Below are 22,268 nucleotides of genomic sequence, written 5' to 3'. Positions count from 1 at the left end.
GACAAAAATGAATTTCCACGATAAACTCGTACTCAATAAATATATGCTGTCGCTTTTTGGGATAGACAGCATTGGTAAAAAAATCATCGGTAAAAAAGGGGTTGAGATTTTTACCGATTTAAAACTTTCTGTAAACGAAGGTTATACCGAAGAAGGTAATACTTTATATCTTCAGACACTCATCAGTCATTTATACGGATCTGAGCAGTTGACGCCTACAATGTTGCAGACCTACGATGAAAATATTGTACGTTACACCAAACAGATTTCTGAAAACCGGGAAGAGCTGATCACCTGGAAGTATTTTCAGTATTTGTCGCTTCTGTTTACGGAAGTGTATCTCGACAAGTATTTTCAGAACAAAGTAAAATTGCTGGCAGACCTGAATGAGTACGTCGCTGAATTTAATTCAAAACTGACGCTGACCGGCACAGGAAAGAAAAAAGACAAGGATGTTTTCACGGCTTCAAAATTTACGCTGGAAAGCTTAAACAAATTAGCCTTTTGGAATGCTACCGGTTCGGGGAAAACCCTGCTGATGCACATCAACATCAAGCAATATTTGCATTATGCCAATCATTACAACCAGCATCATCAGAATAAAGTTTTGCTCATCACGCCTAACGAGGGATTGAGCAAACAGCATTTGGAAGAATTTGCAAAATCAAACATCCAAGCCAACAGTTTCAGCAAAAGCAGTTCAGGAATGTTTTCGGGAAAAGAAGTGGAAGTCTTGGAGATTACCAAACTTGCGGAAAATAGTGGTGAAAAAACGGTAGCCGTAGATAGTTTTGAAACGGACAATTTGGTTTTGATTGATGAAGGTCACGGCGGAATGAGTGGCGACAGCTGGAAAAAATACAGAGATAAACTCAGTCAAACCGGTTTTGCCTTTGAATATTCAGCCACTTTTGGACAAGCCATTAACGCTTCTTCAGGTGTTAAAAAAACGGAATTTACACAAGGATACGCCAAGAGTATTCTGTTTGATTATTCTTATAAATATTTCTACGAAGACGGTTATGGTAAAGATTACCGGATTCTGAACTTAAAAGATGACGACGACCGATATAGAAAATTGTATTTGACAGCCAATCTGGTTTCGTTTTTTCAGCAACAATTGTTGTTCAAAGAGCAGAAAACAGCGTTAAGGGATTTTCTCTTACACAAGCCATTATGGGTCTTTGTAGGTGGAAAAGTAAATGCCGTGCGGAAAGAAGGAGGCAAAGAAGTTTCAGATGTTTTAGAAATCATCTACTTCCTGACCGATTTCCTGAAGAATCCAACCGTTTCGATTCAGCAGATTGATGAGGTGGTCAATAATAAAGCAGGATTGGTCGATAAAAACGGCTATTCAATTTTTGAAACATCTTTCAGCTATTTACTGGAACAAAATCTGGATGCGCCTACCATTTTCAACAAAATCAACGAATTGGTTTTCAATAATACAACGATTGGAGCCAATTTATATCTGGATAATCTAAAAGGTGCAGACGGCGAATTGGGATTGCGTGTCGGAGATAATGATTATTTCGGTGTTGTAAATGTGGGGGACGAAAATAAATTACATAGTATAGCTTTATCTCAAAAAGTTTTAGGAACGGAGAAAGACTTTTCAGATTCTCTTTTCAAAAAAATCAATGAAGATACTTCGCCCATTAATTTACTGATTGGATCCAAGAAATTCTCAGAAGGCTGGTCTTCGTGGCGGGTTTCTTCGATGGGATTAATGAATGTAGGTAAAAGTGAAGGTTCGCAAATTATCCAGCTGTTTGGTCGAGGCGTTAGATTAAAAGGCTATCAATTTTCGCTGAAACGTTCTACAGGTTTAGACGATTATCAAAAACCCGAAACCATTAGACAAATCAAGCCTCTACTAAAGCACCTGGAAACCTTACAGATTTTTGGCGTTAAAGCCGATTATATGGAACAGTTCAAACAGTTTCTGGAAGAAGAAGGCTTGCCAGTAAATGATTCGTCCTGGATTTCGGTTAAAATTCAGACCGAGCAAAAAGAAATTGTAAAGCAAAACAAACTCAAACTAATTGCTGTAAAAGAAAGTGAAAACTTTAAGCGGAATATTTTAGTTCCATTGGTTTACAATGAGAAATTATTTGATGGAAAGTTGATAGAACTCGATTGGTATCCTAAGATTGATATTCTGGAGAAAAAATCATCCGGTGTAGCATTGACCAAAAACAAAGGTGTTTTATACAGCAATCATATTTCTTTATTGAATTGGAATGCTGTTTATTTGGAAATACAGAACTTTAAAGCAGATAAGAGTTATCACAATTTAAGCATTCAATTAGAAGATTTAAAAATCATATTGCAATATGTATCCTGGTACAATCTGTATATTCCTGCACATCATTTAGAATTTACAAAGTACGATAATGTAGCTATTTGGCAGGAGCTATCCATAACTTTGTTGAAAAAATATATAGAGCAGTTTTATCTTTTCTACAAAAACGAATTCCATTCGGAGAATATTGAAACGGTTCAGTTAAGTGGTTCAGATGAGAATTTTGTTCTGGAATATGATGTGCGTTTGAATACTAATGAAGACATTGTTCATTTCCAAAACAAGCTTGAACAGTTGCAAGCAGAAGTTTTAGAGCCCGCATTTTCCAATATTCAAATAGCGAGTGAAGCATTGGCATTTGACAATGTTTTGCATTTGTATAAGCCATTGATTTATTTAGGTAAAAATTACCAAAACCTTATTCAGGTAAGTCCTATTGCTTTAGATGCTTCCGAAAAACAGTTTTTGGATGATTTGGATGATTATATTCAGAAGAACAGAGCACGGCTAAAGGATTCTGAAATACACGTTCTAAGAAATCAAAGTAAAAAAGGTCTGGGCTTCTTTACCGATGGCAATAACTTTTATCCAGATTTTATACTTTGGATTCTAAAAGATGGCAAACAATACATCAAATTCATCGACCCCAAAGGCATTCGAAATTCTAAAGGCATTAACGACCCGAAGATTCAGTTTCATAAAGTCATCAAAGAAAAAATACAGCCACAAGTAATTGCAAACGGAATTGAGCTAGATTCTTATATTATTTCCAATACATCATACCTAGAAGTGAATTGGAAAGACCAATTGTCCGTTGCTGATTTTAATAACGTGAATGTCTTGTTTCAGAAAGAGAATGCTGAAACTTACATTTCATCAATTTTAAATTATAATTAAATGGCTGTATTAGAAAAGCAACAAACAGGAATTGCGTGCGAATATTATGTAGCAGGTGAATTATCAAGAATGGGATATAACGTTTCCCTCACATTTGGAAATACAAAAAGTATCGATTTGCTTGTTGAAAAAGATGATACTACTTTAGCTATTCAAGTAAAAGGTATTCAGCGTACAAAATCCATTTGTTGGAATTTTGATAAAACTAAAGTTAAGCCAAATATTCTGTACGTCTTAGTTAATCTTCATGCAGATATCATAGAAGCAAAACCAGAGTTTTTTGTTTTAACTTCACAGGAAATGCTTGAAAACTTTAATGATACTCCAAGTGGAGGTGAAAAGCGAACTTATCTAGATTACAAAAGGATTAAGGATGATATTGATTTTAGAAATAATTGGGAAAAGATTGAGAATCTTTTGTACTCTAAGAAATTATTATAGTAAGTAATCTTATAACAATTAAATAATGCACCACACCCACCGCATCGCCCTCCTCGAAGACAAAAGCCATCAGCTGGAAAAACTGGAACTATACCTCAGTCAGGTTCCGAATATTGAGATTGTTCTGAAAAGCAAAAACTCTGATCATTTCTTCGAGGAAATTCAGAAAGTGCATCCGGAAATTCTGGTGGCAGATCTTGATTTGGGCAATGACAGTATGACCGGAATGGAGGTTGCTCAGGAAATTAAAATCCCTGTATTTTTGCAAGCGTTAATACGAAAGAATATGTGGAAGATATTGAAGATTTGAAACGGGATGTTGAAATCTGTGTAGATCACATTACCAAGCCTTTTACTGAAGAACAATTTGTGAAGAGTTTCAAAAGGTTTTTGCAGGAAGTAAATTTCTTTTCGCCGCCTCAGTATGTGCATCTTGATTTTAATAAAAAGAAAAACAGAATTCTTATTGATGATATTGTATATCTGTGTGCAGATATCAATTCAAAAACTCAGAAACCTGAATTCTCACACAATACTCACTCCCAAGATACAGAGGATCTCCATGTTTCTCGGACCAAAAACCGTCCAATATATCTTTGCTGAGGCAGCGATAAACCGCCACTCCTTTGTAAATCTCCTCGTCTTCGCCTTCATAATTAAAATTAATAACTAAAATACTGTCTTTGTAAAAACCTGTACCATTTTGGACATGGTCGCCGATCAGCCACTGTGCGATGATACGGTTGTTTTCGTCTAGCGATAAAGTTAAAAAACCGTGATAGGAGATATAATCACCTTCTTCCTGATTGCTGCCCTGAACGGAATAGTTGCCCACCAGATCCTGTACTGTCATTGAATTGTTTTTTATCAATTACAAATGTAGATATCTGTTTTGAAATCTCCAACCGACATCTGCGTGACTTTAAAAAAATAAACCTATTAATTAATGATTCTCTTTGTTTTTATAATATGGAATGTTTATGTGTGGAATGTTTGATATAGAATTAATAATAAAATGATGTTTTTGCTTTCATATATTAATGATAATTGGTAATTTTATCAGATATCCGATAATACAAACTAATACACTATGATTATGGAAAAACTCTATATTTTTGTATTCACTATTCTGGGAATAATTATCAATGCACAAACGCTCAATCTCTACTGGAAATCGGTAGAACCTACGAGACCACCGGGCTTCACGTATTCCCCTTTATATGCACTAGGAAAAAATGATTTAATCTGGATGTCATTTTCCGACGGAGCGGTACCGTTTAATGTTTCTACAGGAAGAAGTTTTTCCGTAAGCACAAATGGAGGAGATACATGGTCTACGAAAGGATATTTTCCTTTTAATCTGGTGAGTCCTAACGAAAATAACATGACCTTCCGAGGTTTTAATGCGTTATCTAAAGACTCAGCCTTACTTTTATGGTCGGTTGATAATGTGTATGCAAAAGTTTTTAAAACAAAAGACGGAGGTGTTACATGGCAAAAGACCGGGGAATTTGATACGTATCCTCATTCCATTCATTTTTTTGATGAGAGTAACGGGGTAGTGGTTTGTCGTGAAGATACTTCGAAAAAATTCAAGGTGTACAGAACAACAAATGGCGGCGACTCCTGGCAGCAGGTCAACCCGGCGGGTATTCCTTCTACAATAGGATATGAAACAGCTATTCTTACCTGGACACATTTTTCAGGAAGCAAAAACTCTTTTTGGGTCGGGACTACAAGCGGTAGGATTTTTATAACAAAAGATAAAGGGGTGACTTGGTCATTCGTCAATACACCCTATCCGGCAGGCGCAGCTTACGGAAGTTCCGCAGACAGTCTGGGGGCTATTGCTGTGGATGATGAGAATTCTGATCTGGGGTATATTCTGGGACTTAAAACCGGCATGCTTCACAGAACAACAGACGGTGGCGCAACATGGGCTCCTCTCGGACCTACAGAAACGGGAACTTCGGATTACAGCATTGTAAAAGTTCCGAACAGCAATTTTTTAATTGCAACCGGACAAAAAACAAGATATAGTACCAACAAAGGGGAAACTTGGACAGACATTGACAATATTGCTAAGTTCGGCCCCAATTCCACGGGAGCCAACTGTACTTTTACCACATTAAGCAGTAGTTTTGGCTTTTTCTTTAAGCTGATGGGGCTTACAGGCAAAACTCCCGCTGAAGATGATGTAACGGTAGAAACACCCGACGAAGAATTTGCCATTTATCCCATTCCTACAGGGAATTATTTATACATACGGTCTAAGATTCTTATCGATCATTATACGATTTGGGATTCTGCAGGAAGACTCATTCAGCAGGGAAAAACCAATGATAACAGTATTGATGTTGCATGGTTTTCAAAAGGAACATATCATATTGAGATCCTTCATAATGGAAGAACTATTGTAAAGAAATTTATCAAAAAATAATGATTTCCATTTTTAATTGAAAATAAGAAGACGGCTGATGAAGCTGTCTTTTTTGTTATTTATCTGGAATGGATTAATTTTGAAAAATGACAGAAATACTTTTTGTAATTGCAGTTTTAAATTTACTATCATTTGGCTTATTCGGGTATGATAAGTTTTTAGCAAAAAAACACAGAAGAAGGGTTTCGGAAAATACGTTATTGTGCAGCACATTTTTTGGAGGAACCATCGGAGCGGTGGCTGGAATGTTTATTTTCAGGCATAAAATTTCAAAGAATAGCTTTTTATGGAAGTTCGGCATGATTATATTATTTCAAATTGTTTTGGTTTTATTTATTAAATATAAGATTCTAAATATGAAGATGTGCTGATACTTTAACATTCTTTAGATACCACATGATCCGATCACGGCATCATATTTTCTTGATAAACAGGATAACACCAAAAAAAATAATATGTCAAAGAAAATCGCCATTCTGGCAACACACGGATTTGAGGAAAGCGAATTAGCATCTCCTAAAGAACATTTGGAACAGCAGGGTTGGACTGCTCACATCATCAGCCCGGAATCGGGAACAATTAAAGCTTGGGCAGAAAAAGACTGGGGAAAAGAATATCCTGTTGATAAGACGTTGGAGGAAGTCAGTGCTTCCGAATACGATGCCTTGGTTCTTCCGGGAGGAGTAATTAATCCGGATCAGTTGAGAACCAATGATAAAGCCTTAAGTTTTGTAAAAGACTTTTTCCAACAGCATAAACCAGTGGCTGCTATCTGTCACGGACCGCAAATTTTAATCAATGCTGAGGTAGTGGAAGGAAGAAATTTAACTTCGGTAAATTCTATCAGTAAAGATTTGAAAAATGCAGGCGCTAATTGGGAAGACAGCGAAGTGGTTGTCGATAGCGGTTTGGTTACGAGCCGTACCCCAAAGGATCTGCCGGCTTTCAATACCAAAATGGTGGAGGAAATTAAAGAAGGTAAACATGAGGATCAGACTTCATGATATAATCTGAATATAGATTACTGTAAAATACACAAAATATAGCGAGGTTTAGTTCGAAAGAGCTAAACCTTTTTTCATGAATTCTGACCATGAAAATATAGCTGATTTATCAACAGTTATCTGCTGTCTGAAGATTGTGGGAAATAACTTTCTCATTATGAATTTGTTAATTAATAAAACTTGTTGATACATATTTCATTAAAAATCACTATTTTTGCACCCGTAAAAATCTTTTATGCAAAACATTAGAAATATTGCGATTATCGCACACGTTGACCACGGAAAGACGACTTTGGTTGACAAGATCATCCACGCTACCAATATTTTCAGAGAAAATCAGGAGAGTGGGGAATTAATTATGGATAACAACGATCTTGAAAGAGAAAGAGGGATCACCATCTTATCCAAGAATATTTCTGTTACTTATAAAGACACGAAAATTAACGTAATCGATACTCCTGGTCACGCCGATTTTGGTGGAGAAGTAGAAAGAGTATTGAAAATGGCTGATGGGGTTATTTTGTTGGTGGATGCGTTCGAAGGACCGATGCCACAGACAAGATTCGTACTTCAGAAAGCTTTGGAATTAGGTCTTAGACCTTTAGTGGTTATCAACAAAGTAGATAAGCCAAACTGTCGTCCGGACGAAGTTCATGATCAGGTATTTGATTTGTTCTTCAACCTGGAAGCGACTGAAGAGCAGTTGGATTTCCCTACGTTCTACGGATCTTCAAAACAAGGATGGTTCAACACTTCATTAGAACAAACTGACAACATTATGCCATTATTGGATGGTATTTTACAATATGTTCCGGCTCCGAAAGTAACTGAAGGTAATCTTCAGATGCAGATTACTTCTCTTGATTTCTCTTCTTTCTTAGGAAGAATTGCCATCGGGAAAGTAACAAGAGGAGAAATTAAAGAATCTCAGTGGATCGGTCTTGCTCAGGCAGACGGTAAAGTGGTAAAAGGGAAAGTAAAAGAACTATACGTTTTCGAAGGTTTAGGAAAGAAAAAAGTAACTGAAGTACAGGCAGGTGATATCTGTGCTGTGGTAGGTTTCGACGCTTTCCAGATCGGAGATTCTTTCGTAGATCTTGAAAATCCTGAGCCATTGGAAAGAACGGCAATTGACGAGCCTACGTTGAACATGACGTTCTCTATCAACAATTCACCTTTCTTCGGTAAAGACGGTAAATATGTGACTTCTAATCACTTGAAGGAAAGATTGACAAAAGAATTAGAGAAAAACTTAGCATTAAGAGTTCAGCAGACTGATGATGCAAACACGTTCTTGGTATTCGGTAGAGGTATTCTTCACTTGTCGGTTTTGATTGAAACAATGAGAAGAGAAGGGTATGAAATGACAATCGGTCAGCCACAGGTTATCCTGAGAGAAGATGAAAATGGTGAGAAATTGGAGCCTTATGAATCTTTGGTAGTTGATGTTCCTGAAGAATTTGCTTCAAGAGTAATCGACTTGGCCACTCAAAGAAAAGGAGATCTTCACATCATGGAAACAAAAGGGGAGATGCAGCACATGGAATTCGAAATTCCTTCAAGAGGTTTGATCGGGTTGCGTTCTCAGATGTTGACAGCGACTGCTGGGGAAGCTATCATGGCACACCGTTTCACAGAATATAAGCCTTTCAAAGGTGCTATTCCTGGAAGAAACAATGGGGTATTGATCTCTAAAACTCAAGGTCCAGCAACTGAATATTCTATTGCTAAATTACAGGATAGAGGTAAATTCTTCGTTGATCCGGGTGAGGAAATCTACGCAGGAATGATCATCGGTGAGCAAAACAAACCGGGAGATTTGGTGGTAAACATCGTTGAAGCAAAACAGTTGAACAACATGAGAGCTTCCGGTAAAGATAAAGATACAGGTGTTGCACCGAAAATCTTATTCTCTCTTGAAGAATGTATGGAATATATCCAGGGTGATGAAGCCATCGAGGTAACTCCAAACTTCATCCGTATGAGAAAGAAATTACTTTCTGAAGAAGAAAGAAAAAGAGTGGAAAGATCTGCAAAAGCATAATCTAAAACTTATAAATATAGTAAAGCCTCGATTTTTTTCGGGGCTTTTTTGTTTTAATTTTCCAGATACAAATTAATATTCAATAAGAACGAATTTTAGTCCGCTTTCAACATTCGGTAACAAGTAAGGCTTTAGCCCAAATTTAAAATTTACCAATAATATAAGCACAAACATCTGCGCAATCTGCAAAATCAGCGAGAAAAACAAAGCAATCATAATCATTAAGAGTTCAAGAATTCATTAATAAACATCTAAAATTCTTTAACCTTCATTTGAAATATTATCATAATTTTTAAAATCAAAAAAATAATTTAATGTAGTTTTGCAGACTATGAATATAAATAAATGTAAGCTTGTTGTTTTATCAGGGATTTTAGGGCTGTTTACAGCTTGTTCTACTCAGAATAATGTGGTAAAAGCTACTTCTCCTACGAAAAATACATCGAAGCCAAACAATAATACATCAGCTCCCAAACCGCCTGTTGCCACTACAAATCCGGGGACTCCACCTCCTGTGGACGATACTTTCAGAACAGTCCTTCCTGAAATCAAAAGAGAATTCCGTGGAGCATGGATAGCCAGTGTTGCCAATATCAACTGGCCTTCAAGAAATAATTTAACAGTAGATCAGCAAAAAGCAGAAGCCATCAATATGCTGGATATGCTGAAGGATAACAATTTCAATGCAGTTATTTTTCAGGTGAGACCTTCTGCCGATGCTTTGTATACAAGCAGTTTGGAACCCTGGTCATACTTTTTGACGGGACAAACCGGAACTGCGCCTTATCCCAATTATGATCCTTTGCAATTCTGGATTGAAGAATCACACAAAAGAGGACTGGAACTTCATGTCTGGTTGAATCCTTATCGAGCTCACCATTCCAATGGAGGTACGCCGAACAGCTTGTCAATGGTTAATAAAGTTCCGGATATTGTACTGAGATTAAAAAACGGAATGTATTGGTTTGATCCTGCCGATCCCAGAACTCAGGGCCATGTCTCCAATGTCGTGAAAGATATTGTTAAAAGGTATGATATTGATGCAGTGCATTTTGATGATTATTTTTATCCGTATGCAACATATAACAGAGGTGCTGATTTTCCGGATCAAAAGACCTGGAGTGCATATCAGAGCAGTGGAGGAACTTTAACAAGAGCTGACTGGAGAAGAGATAACGTCAATAAATTTGTCGAAAGAATTTACAAAGAGATTCATGCTGAAAAAAATTATGTCAGATTTGGGATCAGTCCGTTTGGGATTTGGAGGCCTGGGTATCCGGAAGGGGTTGTCGGTTCATCTCAATATGACGAATTATATGCTGATGCTAAATTATGGCTGAATAAAGGTTGGGTGGATTATTTCTCCCCGCAATTGTATTGGCCGATAGAATCTAAAGGCCAGCCTTTTGAAGGATTATTAAACTGGTGGAAATCTGAAAATACCATGAATCGCCATCTTTGGCCGGGACTGAATACGGTTGAGATAAAGTCTTCGGATCGTCCTACGGAAATTAAAAATCAGATTGAGATTTCAAGACAGGTTTTAGGAAAAGATGCAGGAGAAATTCATTGGAGTATTGCCGGGCTAACCAAAAATGCAAACATGCTCCCGACATTGAAGAACGGACCTTATAAAGAAAAAGCACTGATCCCGAAAACACCTTGGTTAAAGGCTGTCCCATTACAGGCTCCGACTTTATTCATTACGGATAACGGAAGTTTTGCCAAAACAAACTGGAGTGTAAAAAATATCGGAGATGTCTTCCAATGGGTACTGTTTACTCAATACAACGGGGTTTGGGAAACGGAAATTCTTACATTAGACCAGCTTTCTAAAGATATCCCGAAATATAAGGATGGTAAAACATTAAATGGTATTGCCATCAAAGCGATCGACCGATTAGGAAATGAGAGTGATTATTTAGCAAAAAAAGTGAAATAGTTTTCAAATTTTTAAACTTAAATATAAATCCTGCAGACTGATTCTGTGGGATTTTTTTAGTTATGAAAAAGAATTAACGAAGAAGAAATCAGTGTTATAGTTCTATAATTGTAGGGGAACTCAAAAAGTATTAATCCCAAAACTCCTAGCCCCGATTGCAGTGGAAATCCTTTTTTGCAAAAAAAGATTGTAACGGAAAGCGGGAAAAAGCTCCTAAAAAAGAAAAAAGCATGAAGAAGAAGATGAGATTTTTTGTTCTTAAAGTAGGAAGTAAAAGAGTAGAGAAGTTTAGAATAACTATAAATTATTGATTTAAAGTAAAGTATTTCAGTAAATTACAAGAGACGCTATTTTATTCTGTTAAAATTGAAAACGTCTCGGAACCATTTTTGTATCATAAGGGTATATCACAAAAAATATGAGTTATGAATACTAAAAGACTTTCCGACACAATGGAAAAAGCACTGAGTGATCAGATGAACAAAGAAATTCATGCATCGCACGTTTTCCTTTCTTACGGAATCTGGGCCGATGACAAAGGATATCAGGGAATTGCCAATTTTCTTTACCGTCACGCTCAGGAAGAAAGAAATCATTCTATCAAATTCATGGAGTACGTTTTAAACAGAGGAGGGAAACCTAAAGTAGACGCTATTCCTGCGCCTCCGGCAGATCCCACCTCACTGACAGAATGTTTTGATGGTGTTTTCAAACATGAAGTCGATAATACGACATCCATCTACAGATTGGTAGATCAGGCTTTGGATGAAAAAGATTGGGCAACATGGAATTTCATGCAATGGTTTGTTCAGGAACAGATAGAGGAGGAAACATTGGCGCAAAATCTTATCGATAAATTAAAAATTGCAGGAGGTGACCGGGCTACCGATGAATCGCTGTTTACTTTAGATAAAGCTTTACAGGAAGCACCGAATGATGTTCCGCTGGCGCAGGACGCAACGGGAAACAATCCGTAAAAAATCTTTGATGAAAATAAAATTTATGAAATCTGTCGTTAGCCGGCAGATTTTTTTATTATGAAACTCCTTTAAAAATCACTATCTTTGCACGCTGAAAGTTCAGGGTTTTGGGTTCAATAATTTTAAAATGAATTGACTTTAAATCGGAACAATAAATATTAAACTTAGAATTTTACAATATGAAATGTGGAATCGTAGGCTTACCGAATGTAGGTAAATCAACTCTTTTTAACTGCCTGAGCAACGCAAAAGCACAGTCGGCCAACTATCCTTTCTGTACAATCGAACCGAACTTGGGAACAGTATCTGTACCGGATCACAGATTGTTTGAACTGGAAAAATTAGTAAAACCTGAAAGAGTTTTGCCGGCGGTTGTGGAAATCGTTGATATCGCAGGTCTTGTGAAAGGAGCGAGCAAAGGAGAAGGTTTAGGAAACCAGTTTTTGGCCAACATCCGTGAGTGTGAGGCTATTATCCACGTTTTAAGATGTTTTGATAACGGAAATATCGTTCACGTAGAAGGTTCTGTAGATCCTTTGAGAGATAAAGAAATTATCGATATCGAACTTCAGTTAAAAGATCTGGAAACTGTTGGTAAAGCAGTTGAAAAAGCAAAGAAGTTCATTAAATCAGGAAAAAAAGAAGATATTTTGACGTATGAGACACTTCAGAATCTTCAGAAACATCTTGAGGATGGTAGAAATGCCAGAGAGTTTGCAACAGATGATTTTACAAAATCAGTGATCGGAGAAGTTCAGTTGTTAACAAATAAGCCTGTTCTTTATGTTTGTAATGTTGATGAAAATTCCATCAAAAACGGAAACGAATGGATCGGGAAGATTGAAGAAATGGCTAAAAATGAAGGAGCAGAAGTTGTAGTTTTGGCAGCTCAGATCGAAGCTGATATCAATGAATTAGAAACTTATGAAGAAAGAGAAATTTTCCTCGAAGAATTAGGTCTTACTGAGCCTGGAGTAAACCGTTTGATCAGAAAAGCTTACGATTTATTGAAACTTCAGACGTATTTTACGGCGGGTGTTAAAGAAGTGAGAGCTTGGACAATCGGACAGGGGTGGACAGCCCCTCAGGCTGCGGGAGTAATCCATACAGACTTTGAAAAAGGTTTCATCCGTGCGGAAGTAATCAAATTTGATGATTACATGACGTATGGTTCGGAAGTGAAGATCAAAGAAGCCGGAAAACTTTCTGTAGAAGGTAAAGAATATATTGTGAAAGATGGTGACATCATGCACTTTAGATTCAACGTATAAGAAAAGTATTAAAGTTAGTTATAAATAAATGCGCTCTCAAAAGTATATTTGAGAGCGCATTTTATCATTACATAGGTCTGCATTTAGCTTGTGCACATGCTTTTGCAATTGTTATGCATCCATATTCATTAAGCGGAGGACAACCATCAATTGTCGGACAACTACCACCCAAACAATCAATTAATCCACCTGTAATTGAACGTAATTGTTTTTTGTTCAGTTTTTTCCCATTGTTTAAAGTTTGATTTTTCATAATGAGTTATTTATTAATTTAGTTTTACTAAAGTATAAAATTTATTTAAATATATCACCTTGATTTGAATAAATTTTATTTTGATTTAAAAGTCTAATATGTTATAAGCAAGCAACTTATTTTGTACATTTGATTTTTACAAATTCTCAATCATGGAAAAGACAGCCCACACTTCATATACCTCTCTTGATGATTTTTATAAAGAAATGACGGCGAAATTAGGAACGGATATTGAAACGATTTTTCCTAAAGGTCTTCACAAAGATATCGGGCACTTTAATGTTTTTGATATTGCGCAGACAATAGAGCGGGCGAGGACGACCTCTGAAATGCCTTATAACAGGAGAAAATATTATAAAATTAGTTTGATAAGAGGAAGAAACAGGGCAGAATATGCAGATAAGATTGTTCAGATAAAAAAGAATGCTTTGCTGTTTGCGACACCAAAAGTTCCTTATCATTGGGTTCCTGAAGATCCGAATCAGTCGGGGAGTTTCTGTGTATTTACTGAAGATTTTTTTATTAAAGATAAGTCTCACAATACCTTAGAAGATCTGCCTATTTTCCAACCGGGAAGCGTTCCTTTATTTGAAATTGACGATGAATTGGCAGATGAAATCGAACAGCTTTATTCTAAAATTAAAAAAGAGATTGATTCTGATTATATTTTTAAATATGATTTGATACGAAATTATGTGCTGGAGCTGATTCATTACGGACAAAAATTACAGCCTGCAACCAAGCTTTCCACCTCAAATGATGCTTCGCTGCGAGTGGTTTCTTTATTTATTGAACTGTTGGAAAGACAGTTTCCGATTGAAACTTCAGACCAGAGACTGCAGCTGAAAACAGCAAAAGATTATGCGGACAGATTAGCTGTTCATGTAAACTATCTGAACAAAAAACTGAAAGAAAGCACAGGTAAAACGACCACCGAAATTATTGCTGAGAGAATCATTCAGGAAGCTAAAATCTTATTAAAACAGACAAAATGGAACGTTTCCGAAATTTCTTATGCCTTAGGTTTTGAGGAAATCGCCCACTTCTCAAACTTCTTTAAAAAGAAAACGGCTCTCGCGCCTCTCGAATTTCGTTCATGATTTGAATTTTGCAAATTTCAGTTTGATTGAAGCAAACACTTCATCCTGAAAATGCCTGAACTTTGTCTCATAAAAAACAATACATAAAAATGGACACAAGAACAAAAATCGCATTAGTAACTGGTGGTAGCCGTGGATTAGGAAAAAACTCGGCTATAAAAATCGCTCAGAAAGGTTTAGATGTAATTATTACGTATAAAAGTAACAAAGAAGAGGCGGATAAAGTGGTAGAAGAAATCCAGTCTTTAGGAAGAAAAGCAATTGCTTATCAGCTGGATACAAAAGATATTAAAAGCTTTGATGCTTTTGTAAGACAGGTTGGAGATCATCTGGAAGAAAATACCGGAAGCAGAAATATAGATTTCCTTATCAATAACGCTGGAACGGCTTTGTACGCTCCGATTTCCGAGGTAACGGAAGAACAGCTGGATGATATCGTGGATATCCATTTCAAAGGCGTATTTTTCCTCACACAGAAGTTTTTGCCATTCATGAATGATCATGGAGGTATAATCAATCTGTCTTCAGGTTTGGCGAGATTTGCATTGCCTGGTTCTTCGGTGTATGGTTCTATGAAAGCTGCAATCGATCAGTTGAGTAAGTATATGGCGAAAGAATTGGGGGCAAGAAAAATTAAAGTAAATGCGGTAGCTCCCGGAGCTATTGAAACTGATTTTGGAGGCGGAAGAACGCGAGACGACGAACATATCAATGCGATGGTTTCCAGCAATACAGCGTTGGGAAGAGCTGGTCTGCCGGACGATATCGGTGGAGTTGTAGCGTTTCTTTGTACCGAAGAGGCAAGATGGATTACCGCTCAGAGAATTGAAGTTTCTGGTGGAATGTTTTTCTAATTCAATGATTTAAATTTCTCGCAGATTAAGCAAATTCTATAAATATATATTTGGAAATAGGCTTAATCTGCTAGAAATTTTTATTTATATTTTAGATAAATTTTCCAAAGCTTTTTCCAAAGTTTCCTGTTTTTTCGCAAAACACAGTCGGATCACATTTTCATTGAGCTTATCTTTATAAAAAGAAGAAAACGGAACACTTGCTACCTTATGATTAATAGTTAATTCGCTGGCAAAATCAAAATCATTTTTATCAGAAATCTTATCATATTTCAAAGCTTGAAAATAAGTTCCTTCACAATCTAATAAATCAAAAGAAGTATTGGCTAAGCCTTGCCGCAGAAAATCTCTTTTTCCCTGAAAAAACTGATTGAGCTGAGTATAATGGTCATCATTTTTCATATATTCAGCCAAAGCAAGCTGGATGGGTGTATTGACAGAAAAAACATTAAACTGATGTATTTTTCTGAATTCATCCGTTAATATTTTCGGAGCCGCACAATATCCGATTTTCCAGCCTGTAATATGGAAAAGCTTTCCGAAAGACGCTATTAAGAGGCTTCTTTCCTTTAACTCAGGGTATTTGCAGATACTTAAATGTTGTTTTCCGTCAAAGACGATATTTTCATAAACTTCATCACTTAAAATAAGGATCGAAGTTCCTTCTACGATTTTTATTAATTCCTGAAGATCATTTTCCTTTAAAATCTTTCCTGAAGGATTATTCGGATTGTTCAGGATAATCATTTTTGTCTTTTCCGAAACTAGGTTTTTTACGGCATTCCAATCAATTTCATAATCGGGAGTTTTCATTTCGAAACGCTTTACAATTCCTCCGAAAAGTTCTACTGTGGGTTCGTAGCAGTCGTAGGCCGGTTCAAAAATAATCACTTCATCATCTTTTTTTACAAAAGTGGCAATGGCTGTGAAAATGGCCTGAGTTCCACCTGCTGTTACGGTGATTTCAGAATCTGGATGATAAATTGCCTGATGAGAATTTTCAATTTTCCGGGCAATTTCTTCCTTTAAACCAATCATTCCTCCCATCGGAGCATATTGGTTGAATCCTTTTTTAATAAAACTGTCAACCCAGTCTAATAATTCAGAATCCGGCATAAAATCGGGAAACCCCTGAGATAAGTTAATGGCTTCGTTTTCATTGGCCAATTGTGTCATCTGACTGAAAATGGTGGTTCCGACATTGGAAAGCTTCGATAAAGGAAGTTGTATCATTAAAACATTTTTTACGGATATCGAATTTAAGGCATTTTCTCTGAAAAAGTCCAAAAAAATCCAAGGTTTCTGTATTAAAATTGAGAAATTAGATTTTATGGAATGATATACTTCAAAAAAGAATGAAAATTTAATGAATTTGAATTGTATTACGAACCGTTTCTAAATTTCATTTATGGAAGATTTGCTTAACACTTATAGCAAATCGAAGATTCGACGAGGTCAAAGGATGTAAAATAGTTTACACTTTAATAATTTTAAATTTAAAGCTAAAAAGCATAACTTGAAAAAGAACAAAAATTTTTTCTCTTCGCGGGTTTTGAAACACTTCCAATAAATGTAATAAAGTCTTTTGTCTATTTTGTGGTTAAATAAAAATTAGCTCAACAAATTTTGGGTATAAAAGCATTCTTTAGAATAAATAAATAGTAAAAAATGGGTTAAAAGATTCGGATAATTTTGATCAAATTCGTACTTTTGTATGTTTGCTGAAATTATATATGTCACAAGAAATAAACCCAATCTATTCCGAAGATAATATCAGAACCCTCGATTGGCAGGAACACATCCGTTTGCGCCCCGGAATGTATATCGGGAAGCTGGGAGACGGTTCCTCCGCCGATGATGGTATTTACATTTTACTTAAAGAAATTCTGGATAACTCGATTGATGAGTTCAGAATGAAAGCGGGTAAAAGAATTGAAATAAAGCTGGACGACGGTAAAGTAATGATCCGTGACTATGGCCGTGGAATTCCGCTGGGTAAAGTGGTGGATGCCGTTTCCAAAATGAATACGGGAGGTAAATATGACAGTAAAGCCTTTAAGAAATCCGTAGGTTTGAACGGGGTCGGGACAAAAGCTGTAAATGCACTTTCAGATTATTTCAGGGTAAGGTCTTTCCGTGACGGAAGGATGAAAGTAGCAGAATTTTCCCGTGGTTTGATTAAAGAGGATTTTGAAGAAAAAGAAACTTCAGACAGAAACGGTACGGAAATCTCTTTTATTCCGGATGCGGATATTTTCCTGCATTTCAAGTTCAGAAAAGAGTATATCGAAAGGATGCTGCGTAATTATGCGTATCTGAATCCTGGACTGAAAATATTGTTCAACGGAGAAACTTTTTTCTCTGAAAACGGTCTTAAAGATCTTTTGGATGAAGAACTGGAAAATGAAACGCTGTATCCGATTGTTCATTTGAAAGACAATGATATTGAAGTTGCGATAACGCATACTGATAAATCGCAGACAGAAACTTATTTTTCATTCGTAAACGGACAAAATACGACACAGGGAGGAACTCACCTTAATGCTTTCCGTGAAGCTTATGTTAAAACAATCCGTGAGTTTTTCAATAAAAATTTTGATGCATCGGATGTCAGAAAATCTATTGTTGCCGCAGTTTCCATTAATGTGGAAGAACCGGTTTTCGAATCTCAGACCAAAACAAAGCTGGGTTCTAATGATATTGGACCCAACGGACCGACGGTAAGAACTTTCATCATTGATTTTTTAAAAAGCAAATTAGATAATTTCTTACATAAAAATCCTGAGGTTGCAGAAGCGATCCAGAGAAAAATTTTAATTTCCGAAAGAGAACGGAAGGAACTTTCCGGAATCCAGAAATTAGCAAGAGAAAGAGCGAAAAAAGTTTCGCTTCACAATAAAAAACTGCGTGACTGCAGGCAGCACTACAACGATCAGAAAAACGAAAGAAAAGGAGAAACCCAAATCTTCATCACCGAGGGAGATTCTGCATCCGGATCGATTACAAAATCGAGGGATGTTGAAACCCAGGCAGTATTTTCCTTAAAAGGTAAGCCGTTGAACTGTTATGGTTTAACAAAAAAAGTAGTGTACGAAAATGAAGAATTCAATCTTCTTCAGGCTGCTTTGAATATCGAAGAAAGTTTGGAAGACTTAAGATATAATCAGGTTATTATTGCTACAGATGCCGATGTCGACGGAATGCACATTCGTCTGCTGATGATCACTTTCTTTTTACAGTTTTTCCCGGATATTATAAAAAACGGACATCTTTATATTCTTCAGACACCTTTGTTCAGGGTGAGAAACAAAAAGGAAACGAGATACTGTTATACTGAAACGGAAAGAATAAAAGCTTTAAATGAACTTGGAAAAAATCCTGAAATTACCCGATTCAAAGGATTGGGAGAAATTTCTCCGGACGAATTCAAGCATTTTATCGGAAAAGATATCCGTTTGGAGCCTGTTGTATTAGGAAAAGATCAGACCATCGACCAGTTACTGGAATTTTATATGGGAAAAAACACACCCGACAGACAAGTGTTTATTCTTGAAAATCTGATTGTTGAAGATCCTGATATTGATAAAAAAGAAATATTGAGTGAAGCCATTGATGAAAATTAATTGATAATATAATTAAAAGCACAAAATAATAACAAATGAGATTAAGTAACCGTAACAAAGCTTCGGTTTACAGCTTCATAAATACTTTATTGCTTATGTTTTTGGCAGGAGGTATCGGAGCTTATATATTGGAAGAATACAGATTTAATATTTTAGGAAACGAGAGTTATCTGTTCATCATTGTTCCCGTGTTGATGCTGATACTTTTTTACCTCAGCGGAAGACAGATTTTTGAGTACGACAGCGATGGCGAGGCCGTACATTTCAGAAACAGAAATATTATTCCTTTTTTAAATAAACCCTTAAGCGACGAATTTCCCAAATACAAACTCTTGAAATTTGAAGTGATAAGTGTTTTTTTTATAAAGAGACTGTATATCACAATCTCCAGTAAAAACAGTGGTTCAACCATCCTTAAATATGAAATCTCATATTTAACAAGAAAAGAAATCAACGATTTAAAATTCTCCTTAAATAAAGTGGTTAAAACTAATAACGAGAAAAGAGCTAAAAATAAATGATGACAGAAGAATACTCGCATGAAGGTGAAAGCTTAAAAAAAGTTTCCGGGCTTTATAAAGACTGGTTTCTGGATTATGCTTCTTATGTAATTTTAGATAGGGCAATTCCGTCGGTTTTTGATGGTTTTAAGCCTGTTCAGCGAAGAATCATGCACTCCATGCGCGAGCTGGAAGACGGACGTTACAACAAAGTCGCCAATATTGTAGGGAACACCATGAAGTATCACCCTCACGGGGATGCTTCCATTACGGATGCTATGGTGGGGATCGGGCAGAAAGAACTGTTAATAGACACCCAAGGAAACTGGGGAAATATTTATACAGGCGATTCTGCAGCGGCTGCAAGGTATATTGAAGCAAGACTCACGCCTTTTGCCTTAGAAGTTGTATTCAACCCGAAAACAACAGATTGGGCAAAATCTTACGACGGGAGAAATAACGAACCGATTGATCTTCCCGTTAAGTTTCCATTACTTTTGGCACAGGGGGTTGAAGGAATCGGGGTAGGGCTTTCCACCAAGATTCTTCCGCATAATTTTAATGAATTAATTAATGCTTCTGTAGCTTATCTTAAAGGTAAAAAATTCGAATTATATCCTGACTTCCTCACGGCTGGATTTTTGGATGTTTCCGAATATAACGACGGCCACAGAGGTGGTAAGGTAAGAGCCAGAGCCAGAATCAATCAGGTGGATAAGCACACGTTGATGATTACCGAGCTGCCTTACTCCAAAACAACAAGCGATCTTATTGATTCTGTGCTGAAAGCCAATGAAAAAGGTAAGATTAAGATCAAGAAAATTGAAGATAATACATCAGATAAAGTTGAAATCCTGATCCATCTTCATCATGATATGTCGCCGGATAAAACGATTGATGCTTTATATGCGTTTACCGATTGTCAGGTTACCATTTCACCCAATGCCTGCGTTATTGTAGGAGATAAGCCGATGTTTCTGAATGTTTCTGAAATTTTAAGAAGAAATACAGATCATACGGTTTCCCTACTTAAAAAAGAGCTTGAAATTGAACTTCACGAGCTTCAGGAAAGCTGGCATTTCTCTTCTTTGGAGAGAATATTTATTGAAAACAGAATTTATCACGATATTGAGGAGGTTAAAAGTTGGGAAGAGGTTCTTAAAACCATTGATGAAGGCTTAAAACCTCACACGAAACATCTTTTGAGAGCGGTAACGGAAGAGGATATTTTGAAATTGACGGAAATCAGAATCAAGAGAATTTCAAGATTCGATTTAGATAAATTTAAAGAAAATATTGCTGCGTTGGAAGGTAAAATCGAGCAGGTGAAGCATCATCTCGAAAACCTGATCCAGTATGCGATTGATTATTATTTAAATATTCAGAAAAAATACGGAAAAGACAGACAGAGAAAAACCGAACTTAGAATTTTTGATACCATCGATGCGACAAAAGTTGCCGTTGCGAATGAGAAATTCTATGCCAATTTTGAAGAAGGTTTCATAGGAACTTCTCTGAAAAAAGACCAGTATTTATTCGATTGTTCCGATATCGACGATATTATTACGTTCAGAAAAGACGGAAGCATGAAGGTGGTGAAAGTGGAGGCAAAAACGTTTATTGGTAAAGATATCCTTCATGTAGCGGTCTGGAAGAAAAATGATAAGAGAACGGTTTACAATATGATTTACCGTGAAGGGAGAGAAGGACCTTATTATATGAAGCGCTTTTCTGTAACTGGCGTGACAAGAAATACAGATTATCCTTTAGCATCAGATAAAAAAGGATCTGAAACACTTTATTTTTCAGCTAATCCAAATGGGGAAGCAGAAACGGTAAGCGTGCTTTTAAAACCCAACCCAAGGATCAGGAAGAATAAAATGGATATTGATTTTTCCGAATTGGCTATTAAAGGCCGTGATTCCAAAGGAAATCTGGTAACGAAGTATTCTGTAAAGAAAGTAGATCTAAAGGAAGAAGGGGTTTCAACCTTGGCACCAAGAAGAATCTGGTTTGATGATACGGTGAGAAGATTGAATGCGGATGCAAGAGGAACTTTATTGGGAAGCTTTAAAGGAGATGATAAAATATTAACAATCAATACGAACGGAGAGGCGAAATTGGTTTCTTTTGATTTAGGAAACCGCTTCGACGATGAATATTTAGTTCTTGAAAAATGGAGGCCCAATCAGCCTGTAACGTGTATTTATTACGATGGCGAAAAAGATATCTATTTCATTAAGAGGTTCTTATTCGAAAATACACCGAATGTACAGACATTTATGCCTTCGGAACACCCTAAGTCATTTATTGAAAATGTAATTGTAGACAATGGTGCCACGGCAGAAATTATTTTTGCTAAAGATAAAGGAAAAGAACGTGATCCGGAAACCATAAATATTGATGAATTTATTGCTGTAAAAGGGATTAAAGCAATTGGTAACCAATTTACCAAATTTAAGGTAAAATCGATCAATGTTACAGTTCCGGAACCTGAAGAAGAAGAACCTGAAGTATATGAAGAGCCCGAACGTATAGAAGGTGACGATGATGGAGGAACTATTGGAGATTTATTTTCAGGTGATGAAGAGACAGCTGGCGAATCTTAATCACA

General features: G+C 36.5%; 18 protein-coding genes. 15 read left to right on the top strand and 3 right to left on the bottom strand.

The window, feature by feature from the left end; translation table 11 throughout:
- The first annotated feature begins 7 nt into the window (after positions 1–7).
- Genes BUA89_RS09820 through BUA89_RS09810 form a run of 3 tightly spaced genes read left to right on the top strand, consistent with a single transcriptional unit; the run spans position 8 to position 3,953 of the window.
- Complete coding sequence (locus BUA89_RS09820; RefSeq protein WP_072956504.1) at positions 8–3,202, top strand: DEAD/DEAH box helicase family protein; 3,195 nt, start codon at positions 8–10, stop codon at positions 3,200–3,202.
- On the top strand, positions 3,203–3,643 hold the full coding sequence (locus tag BUA89_RS09815; RefSeq protein WP_072956501.1) for a PDDEXK-like family protein: 441 nt from the start codon (positions 3,203–3,205) through the stop codon (positions 3,641–3,643).
- 25 nt (positions 3,644–3,668) lie between these two features.
- Positions 3,669–3,953: a response regulator gene (locus BUA89_RS09810; protein WP_072956498.1), complete on the top strand. Its 285-nt coding sequence runs from the start codon at positions 3,669–3,671 to the stop codon at positions 3,951–3,953.
- 186 nt (positions 3,954–4,139) lie between these two features.
- Here the strand turns inward: BUA89_RS09810 and BUA89_RS09805 are convergent, their stop codons facing one another.
- Positions 4,140–4,496 carry a hypothetical protein gene (locus tag BUA89_RS09805; RefSeq protein ID WP_072956495.1) on the bottom strand — a complete coding sequence of 119 codons (357 nt, stop codon included), beginning with the start codon at positions 4,494–4,496 and terminating at the stop codon, positions 4,140–4,142.
- A 243-nt stretch (positions 4,497–4,739) separates the two neighbouring features.
- Here BUA89_RS09805 and BUA89_RS09800 point away from each other — a divergent pair, with 243 nt between their 5' ends.
- The 7 genes from BUA89_RS09800 to ychF all read left to right on the top strand — a co-directional run bounded on the left by BUA89_RS09800 (position 4,740) and on the right by ychF (position 13,324).
- Positions 4,740–6,083: a T9SS type A sorting domain-containing protein gene (locus tag BUA89_RS09800; RefSeq protein ID WP_178362447.1), complete on the top strand. Its 1,344-nt coding sequence runs from the start codon at positions 4,740–4,742 to the stop codon at positions 6,081–6,083.
- Positions 6,084–6,169: 86 nt separating this feature from the next.
- Positions 6,170–6,454, top strand: coding sequence for a DUF1294 domain-containing protein (locus BUA89_RS09795; RefSeq protein WP_072956488.1), 285 nt, complete (start codon positions 6,170–6,172; stop codon positions 6,452–6,454).
- 84 nt (positions 6,455–6,538) lie between these two features.
- Positions 6,539–7,087 (top strand): type 1 glutamine amidotransferase domain-containing protein, encoded by a 549-nt coding sequence (locus tag BUA89_RS09790; protein ID WP_072956483.1) that lies wholly within the window; start codon positions 6,539–6,541, stop codon positions 7,085–7,087.
- A 235-nt stretch (positions 7,088–7,322) separates the two neighbouring features.
- Positions 7,323–9,131 carry a translational GTPase TypA gene (gene typA, locus BUA89_RS09785; RefSeq protein ID WP_072956481.1) on the top strand — a complete coding sequence of 603 codons (1,809 nt, stop codon included), beginning with the start codon at positions 7,323–7,325 and terminating at the stop codon, positions 9,129–9,131.
- Between the two features lie 331 nt (positions 9,132–9,462).
- Positions 9,463–11,073, top strand: a complete 1,611-nt coding sequence (locus BUA89_RS09780) for a glycoside hydrolase family 10-like protein (RefSeq protein ID WP_072956478.1) — start codon at positions 9,463–9,465, stop codon at positions 11,071–11,073.
- Between the two features lie 425 nt (positions 11,074–11,498).
- A complete protein-coding gene (locus BUA89_RS09775) occupies positions 11,499–12,050 on the top strand; it encodes a ferritin (protein WP_072956475.1) in 552 nt (183 codons plus the stop codon).
- A 182-nt stretch (positions 12,051–12,232) separates the two neighbouring features.
- The gene (ychF, locus tag BUA89_RS09770; protein WP_072956472.1) at positions 12,233–13,324 is read left to right on the top strand and encodes a redox-regulated ATPase YchF; all 1,092 of its coding nucleotides are present in this window, start codon (positions 12,233–12,235) and stop codon (positions 13,322–13,324) included.
- Positions 13,325–13,391: 67 nt separating this feature from the next.
- Here ychF and BUA89_RS09765 read toward each other — a convergent pair whose 3' ends face one another.
- Entirely contained in the window at positions 13,392–13,577 is a 186-nt protein-coding gene (locus tag BUA89_RS09765) for a hypothetical protein (protein ID WP_072956468.1), read from the bottom strand.
- 152 nt (positions 13,578–13,729) lie between these two features.
- On the opposite strand from BUA89_RS09765, the gene BUA89_RS09760 reads away from it, so the two are divergent.
- Both BUA89_RS09760 and BUA89_RS09755 read left to right on the top strand, forming a co-directional pair.
- Positions 13,730–14,677 carry a helix-turn-helix domain-containing protein gene (locus BUA89_RS09760; RefSeq protein WP_072956465.1) on the top strand — a complete coding sequence of 316 codons (948 nt, stop codon included), beginning with the start codon at positions 13,730–13,732 and terminating at the stop codon, positions 14,675–14,677.
- 89 nt (positions 14,678–14,766) lie between these two features.
- Positions 14,767–15,531 carry an SDR family NAD(P)-dependent oxidoreductase gene (locus BUA89_RS09755; RefSeq protein WP_072956462.1) on the top strand — a complete coding sequence of 255 codons (765 nt, stop codon included), beginning with the start codon at positions 14,767–14,769 and terminating at the stop codon, positions 15,529–15,531.
- Positions 15,532–15,615: 84 nt separating this feature from the next.
- On the opposite strand, the gene BUA89_RS09750 is transcribed toward BUA89_RS09755, so the two are convergent.
- A complete protein-coding gene (locus BUA89_RS09750) occupies positions 15,616–16,764 on the bottom strand; it encodes a methionine aminotransferase (RefSeq protein WP_072957115.1) in 1,149 nt (382 codons plus the stop codon).
- Positions 16,765–17,264: 500 nt separating this feature from the next.
- Here BUA89_RS09750 and BUA89_RS09745 point away from each other — a divergent pair, with 500 nt between their 5' ends.
- From BUA89_RS09745 to BUA89_RS09735, 3 genes are read left to right on the top strand one after another with little or no spacing between them, the layout of a single operon-like run.
- On the top strand, positions 17,265–19,154 hold the full coding sequence (locus tag BUA89_RS09745; protein ID WP_072956458.1) for a DNA topoisomerase IV subunit B: 1,890 nt from the start codon (positions 17,265–17,267) through the stop codon (positions 19,152–19,154).
- Between the two features lie 35 nt (positions 19,155–19,189).
- Positions 19,190–19,675 (top strand): hypothetical protein, encoded by a 486-nt coding sequence (locus tag BUA89_RS09740; RefSeq protein WP_072956455.1) that lies wholly within the window; start codon positions 19,190–19,192, stop codon positions 19,673–19,675.
- Positions 19,672–22,263 (top strand): DNA gyrase/topoisomerase IV subunit A, encoded by a 2,592-nt coding sequence (locus tag BUA89_RS09735; RefSeq protein WP_378158111.1) that lies wholly within the window; start codon positions 19,672–19,674, stop codon positions 22,261–22,263. The genes BUA89_RS09740 and BUA89_RS09735 overlap by 4 nt, the downstream gene beginning before the upstream one ends.
- Positions 22,264–22,268 lie beyond the last annotated feature (5 nt).

Source organism: Chryseobacterium arachidis, assembly GCF_900129245.1.
Classification (GTDB): Bacteria; Bacteroidota; Bacteroidia; order Flavobacteriales; family Weeksellaceae; genus Chryseobacterium; species Chryseobacterium arachidis.
Note: the sequence above shows the minus strand (reverse complement) of the source record. Positions and strands in the feature narration are given on the sequence as shown.

Coding starts and splice junctions, on each gene's coding strand:
- BUA89_RS09820 (WP_072956504.1), top strand. CDS start 8: ATGAATTTCCACGATAAACTCGTACTCAATAAATATATGCTGTCGCTT.
- BUA89_RS09815 (WP_072956501.1), top strand. CDS start 3,203: ATGGCTGTATTAGAAAAGCAACAAACAGGAATTGCGTGCGAATATTAT.
- BUA89_RS09810 (WP_072956498.1), top strand. CDS start 3,669: ATGCACCACACCCACCGCATCGCCCTCCTCGAAGACAAAAGCCATCAG.
- BUA89_RS09805 (WP_072956495.1), bottom strand. CDS start 4,496: ATGACAGTACAGGATCTGGTGGGCAACTATTCCGTTCAGGGCAGCAAT.
- BUA89_RS09800 (WP_178362447.1), top strand. CDS start 4,740: ATGGAAAAACTCTATATTTTTGTATTCACTATTCTGGGAATAATTATC.
- BUA89_RS09795 (WP_072956488.1), top strand. CDS start 6,170: ATGACAGAAATACTTTTTGTAATTGCAGTTTTAAATTTACTATCATTT.
- BUA89_RS09790 (WP_072956483.1), top strand. CDS start 6,539: ATGTCAAAGAAAATCGCCATTCTGGCAACACACGGATTTGAGGAAAGC.
- typA (WP_072956481.1), top strand. CDS start 7,323: ATGCAAAACATTAGAAATATTGCGATTATCGCACACGTTGACCACGGA.
- BUA89_RS09780 (WP_072956478.1), top strand. CDS start 9,463: ATGAATATAAATAAATGTAAGCTTGTTGTTTTATCAGGGATTTTAGGG.
- BUA89_RS09775 (WP_072956475.1), top strand. CDS start 11,499: ATGAATACTAAAAGACTTTCCGACACAATGGAAAAAGCACTGAGTGAT.
- ychF (WP_072956472.1), top strand. CDS start 12,233: ATGAAATGTGGAATCGTAGGCTTACCGAATGTAGGTAAATCAACTCTT.
- BUA89_RS09765 (WP_072956468.1), bottom strand. CDS start 13,577: ATGAAAAATCAAACTTTAAACAATGGGAAAAAACTGAACAAAAAACAA.
- BUA89_RS09760 (WP_072956465.1), top strand. CDS start 13,730: ATGGAAAAGACAGCCCACACTTCATATACCTCTCTTGATGATTTTTAT.
- BUA89_RS09755 (WP_072956462.1), top strand. CDS start 14,767: ATGGACACAAGAACAAAAATCGCATTAGTAACTGGTGGTAGCCGTGGA.
- BUA89_RS09750 (WP_072957115.1), bottom strand. CDS start 16,764: ATGATACAACTTCCTTTATCGAAGCTTTCCAATGTCGGAACCACCATT.
- BUA89_RS09745 (WP_072956458.1), top strand. CDS start 17,265: ATGTCACAAGAAATAAACCCAATCTATTCCGAAGATAATATCAGAACC.
- BUA89_RS09740 (WP_072956455.1), top strand. CDS start 19,190: ATGAGATTAAGTAACCGTAACAAAGCTTCGGTTTACAGCTTCATAAAT.
- BUA89_RS09735 (WP_378158111.1), top strand. CDS start 19,672: ATGATGACAGAAGAATACTCGCATGAAGGTGAAAGCTTAAAAAAAGTT.